Consider the following 3,416-nt stretch of genomic DNA (forward strand, 5'->3'; position numbering starts at 1 on the left):
CACGTACGGCGGATACCAGACCGAGTGATCAAGTTCGACGCAGCATTCGACGTCGGAGGTTAAAGATCAAGCTAGGCACGCTGTTCACGGGCGGGGCCGTTCACGCGCGTGCCGTGGCGTCGCCGTAGCGGGTTCCGGCGGTCAGCCGGGAGCGGGTTCCGGCGGTCAGTAGTGGGTTCCACCGTCGATGCGGATCTCCGTGCCGGTGATGAACTTCCCGTCCCGGGACGCGAGCATCGCGACGACCCCGGCCACGGCCTCCGGTCCGGCGAACCCCTCGCCGAGCGCGGGCGTCAGCTTCGTGAACAGGCTCCAGTCGGTGTCCTCGGGCAGGCCGGGGCCCTGACTCTGCCTGCTCTCGCCGGACCCGTCGGTCATGCCCGACGAGATGGAGCCGGGCTGTACGGCGGTGAACCGGATGCCCTGCTTGCCGTACTCGGCGGCGAGCGCGTGCGTCATGGACTGGATGCCGCCCTTGCTGGCCGCGTAGGCCGCCATGTACGGGTGGGCGAACGTCGCGGACGTGGAGCTGAAGTTGACGACGGCCGGGTCCGAGCCGTCGCGCAGCGCCGGTATCGCCTCGCGGACGACCAGGAACGTGCCGACGAGGTTCACCCGGATCACCTGCTCGAAGTCGGCGAGGGCGACGTGCTCGGTGTGGCCGGAGCGCAGGATGCCCGCGGCGTTGACCAGCACGTCGAGTCCGCTGCCGCCGAGCCCCGCGACGGCCGCGGCGACCCCGGCCCGCACGGATTCCTCGTCGGCGATGTTCATGACGAGCGTGGTCAGGCGGTCGGCGTCGGCCCCGGCCTTGGCGACGGTGTCGGCGAGCCCGGCCTCGCTGACGTCGGCGGCGACGACGGTGCCGCCCTCGGCGAGCAGGCGCAGGACGGTGGCCTGGCCGATGCCTGAGCCGCCGCCGGTGACGAGGGCGCGGCGGTTTTCGTAGCGGTCCATGAGAGCTCCTGAGATCGGGACGGACTGAGATCGGGACGGACTGACATCGGGACGAACCGAGATCGGGACGAAGAAGGAAACCGGGGAAGACTGTGGCCACAGTACGCCTGAGTGGCACGTTTTGCCATTACGTCTTTCCATGCCATCCACCCCTGCCGGGCTACGCTTCGCCCGTGCAAGAGCCCCCGACGACACCACCGCCCCTCTCGCTGACCGAGCGACGCAAGGCCGCGACGCAGCTCGACATCGCGCGCGCGGCGACCGAGCTGTTCACGGAGCAGGGGCCGGACAACACGACGGCCGAGGAGATCGCGCGCCGCGCGGGCGTCGCGCTGCGCACCTTCTACCGCTACTTCCGCAACAAGCAGGACGCGGTCGGCCCGCTGCTCGCCGCGGGCGGGGAGCGCTGGCGCGAGCTCCTCGCGGCGACGGAGCCGGGCACGAGCCTGCCCGAGGCCCTGGAGACGGCGGCGACGGCTTCGCTGTCACCGCGCGACGCGGCGGCCGAGGAGGGCCTGCTGCGCACGCGCGCCCTGCTGCGGGCGGCGCGCGACGACCCGGCGCTGCGGGCCGTCTGGTACCGGGTCAATCAGGAGTCCGAGGAGAAACTGCTCCCGGTGGTGGCGCGCCTGGCGGCCCCGGACGCGGACGAGTTCGAACTGCGTCTGACGGTGGCCGCGGCGACCGACGCGATCCGGGTGAGCCTGGAGGTGTGGGCCGCGACGGACGGCGACGCCTCGGGCCCAGGCTCCCCCGCGGCCTTGGCACGCCGGGCGATCCACCGCCTGACCGGTCGTCGCGGCGGCTGAGCGCCGGGGCGCGCCGGCCGGAACCGACGGGGCGCACCGGCCCGGCCGGCCGTGCCCCCGTGCCGCCCCGACGCGCGACTGCCCTCGACCGCCGCCCGACCTACCCTCGACGCGAACTCAGGTATCCCGGGGGCGTGTTGGGGGCATCGGGCCCCCGGTCACCAGCCCCCCAACCGCCGGAGGCACACGTGGTTGAGCCCGGACGCGTAGATCCAGCAGACGCAGGGGCCGTCGTCGTCGTGGGGGCCGGGGTCGCCGGACTCGCGGCCGCCCGGCATCTGACCAGGGCGGGCGTGAGAACCCTGGTCCTGGAGGCCGCCCAGCGCGTCGGCGGCCGCATGTCCACCGAGAAGGTCGACGGGTTCCGGCTCGACCGGTGCGGCCAGTTGCTGACGCCGTGCGGCCCCTACGGCACGTCGCTGCGCGCCGCGCCGGGCCTCGACGCCCTGGTACTGCGGGCCTACTCCCCCGGTGTGCTGGTGCACAGCGAGGGGCGGCACCACCGGGCCGGTGAACCCGCCCGCCCCCGGCGCACGAGGGGCGCACTCAGTGCGGCACGCGCCTTGGCGAGCGCCCCTCGCCCGTCGCGCGGCACCCGGCCCCCGCTCGGCGGCCCGCTGGACCACGCGCGGCTCGGCGCGGCCCTGGCCCGCCTGTCCGCGACGACCCCGGCCCGGCTCCTGGCCCGCCCCGAACTGCCCGTGACCCGCGCCCTGTCGACCCGCGGGCTGCCCGCCCGGACGCTGGACGGCGTCGTACGCCCCCTGCTCTCGGCGCTCTTGTGCGATCCGGACCTGACGACGTCGAGCCGCTGCGCCGACCTGGCCGTGCGCGCTTACGCGTCCGGCGGCCTGGCCGTCGCGGAGGGCGGCGCGGACGTACTGCCGGAGCTGCTGGCGTCGGGCCTGCCGCGTGAGGCCGTGCGGACCGGGGTCCGGGTCACGGAGGTGGCGGCGAACCGTGTGACGACGGCCGAGCACGGGGTGGTGCCGTGCCGGGCCGTGATCCTGGCGACCGACGCGCCGACCGCGGCGCGGCTGCTGCCGGGCCTGCGCGTCCCGCCCTTCCACGGAGTGACGGTGTTCCACCACGCGGTTCCCCAACCTCCCCTGGCGGAACCGTCGTTGCTCCTGGACGCGGACGGTGCCGGCCCGGTCGCGCACACGTCCGTGGTCAGCCAGGTGGACCCGACCCGCGCCCCGTCCGGACGGGCGCTGGTCTCGTCGACGGCCCTGGGCGCGGAGCCCACGGACGGGGAGGTGCGCACCCAACTCGCCGCGCTCTACGGCACGTCGACGGCGGCGTGGGAGACCCTGGCCGTCCACCACGACCCGCACGCCGTCCCCGCGATGCCCGCCCCGCACGACCCGGACCGCCCGGTACGCCTGCTGTCCGGCCTCTACGTGTGCGGCTCCCACCGGGACCTCAGCACGGTGCACGGCGCCCTCCGCTCGGCCCACCGCGCCGCGACCGAACTCCTGACGGACCTGGGCCTTGCCGTCCCCTCCCAGACCGCGTCCGCCTCCGTGGCACGAACCGGAGGCGGACGCGCCCGCCCAGGCCGCTCAGCCGCCTAGGCCCTGTCTTCAAACTCCCGCCTGCCCGGCGATGCCTGGCACGCACGCTCGCGGCGTTGCCGAAAAGCCCGAG

At 74.8% G+C, this 3,416-nt stretch carries 3 protein-coding genes; 2 read left to right on the forward strand and 1 reads right to left on the reverse strand.

Translation table 11 applies throughout. The features are described from left to right. Positions 1–165 precede the first annotated feature (165 nt). Positions 166–957 (reverse strand): SDR family NAD(P)-dependent oxidoreductase, encoded by a 792-nt coding sequence (locus OFY01_RS15620; RefSeq protein ID WP_266600300.1) that lies wholly within the window; start codon positions 955–957, stop codon positions 166–168. A 173-nt stretch (positions 958–1,130) separates the two neighbouring features. Here OFY01_RS15620 and OFY01_RS15625 point away from each other — a divergent pair, with 173 nt between their 5' ends. Together OFY01_RS15625 and OFY01_RS15630 are read left to right on the forward strand one after the other, a co-directional pair. Beyond that, complete coding sequence (locus tag OFY01_RS15625) at positions 1,131–1,766, forward strand: TetR family transcriptional regulator (protein WP_266600302.1); 636 nt, start codon at positions 1,131–1,133, stop codon at positions 1,764–1,766. Between the two features lie 188 nt (positions 1,767–1,954). Continuing rightward, entirely contained in the window at positions 1,955–3,343 is a 1,389-nt protein-coding gene (locus OFY01_RS15630; RefSeq protein WP_266600304.1) for an NAD(P)/FAD-dependent oxidoreductase, read from the forward strand. Positions 3,344–3,416: the final 73 nt, after the last annotated feature.

The sequence above is a fragment of the Streptomyces beihaiensis genome (genome assembly GCF_026274175.1).
GTDB lineage: Bacteria > Actinomycetota > Actinomycetes > Streptomycetales > Streptomycetaceae > Streptomyces > Streptomyces beihaiensis.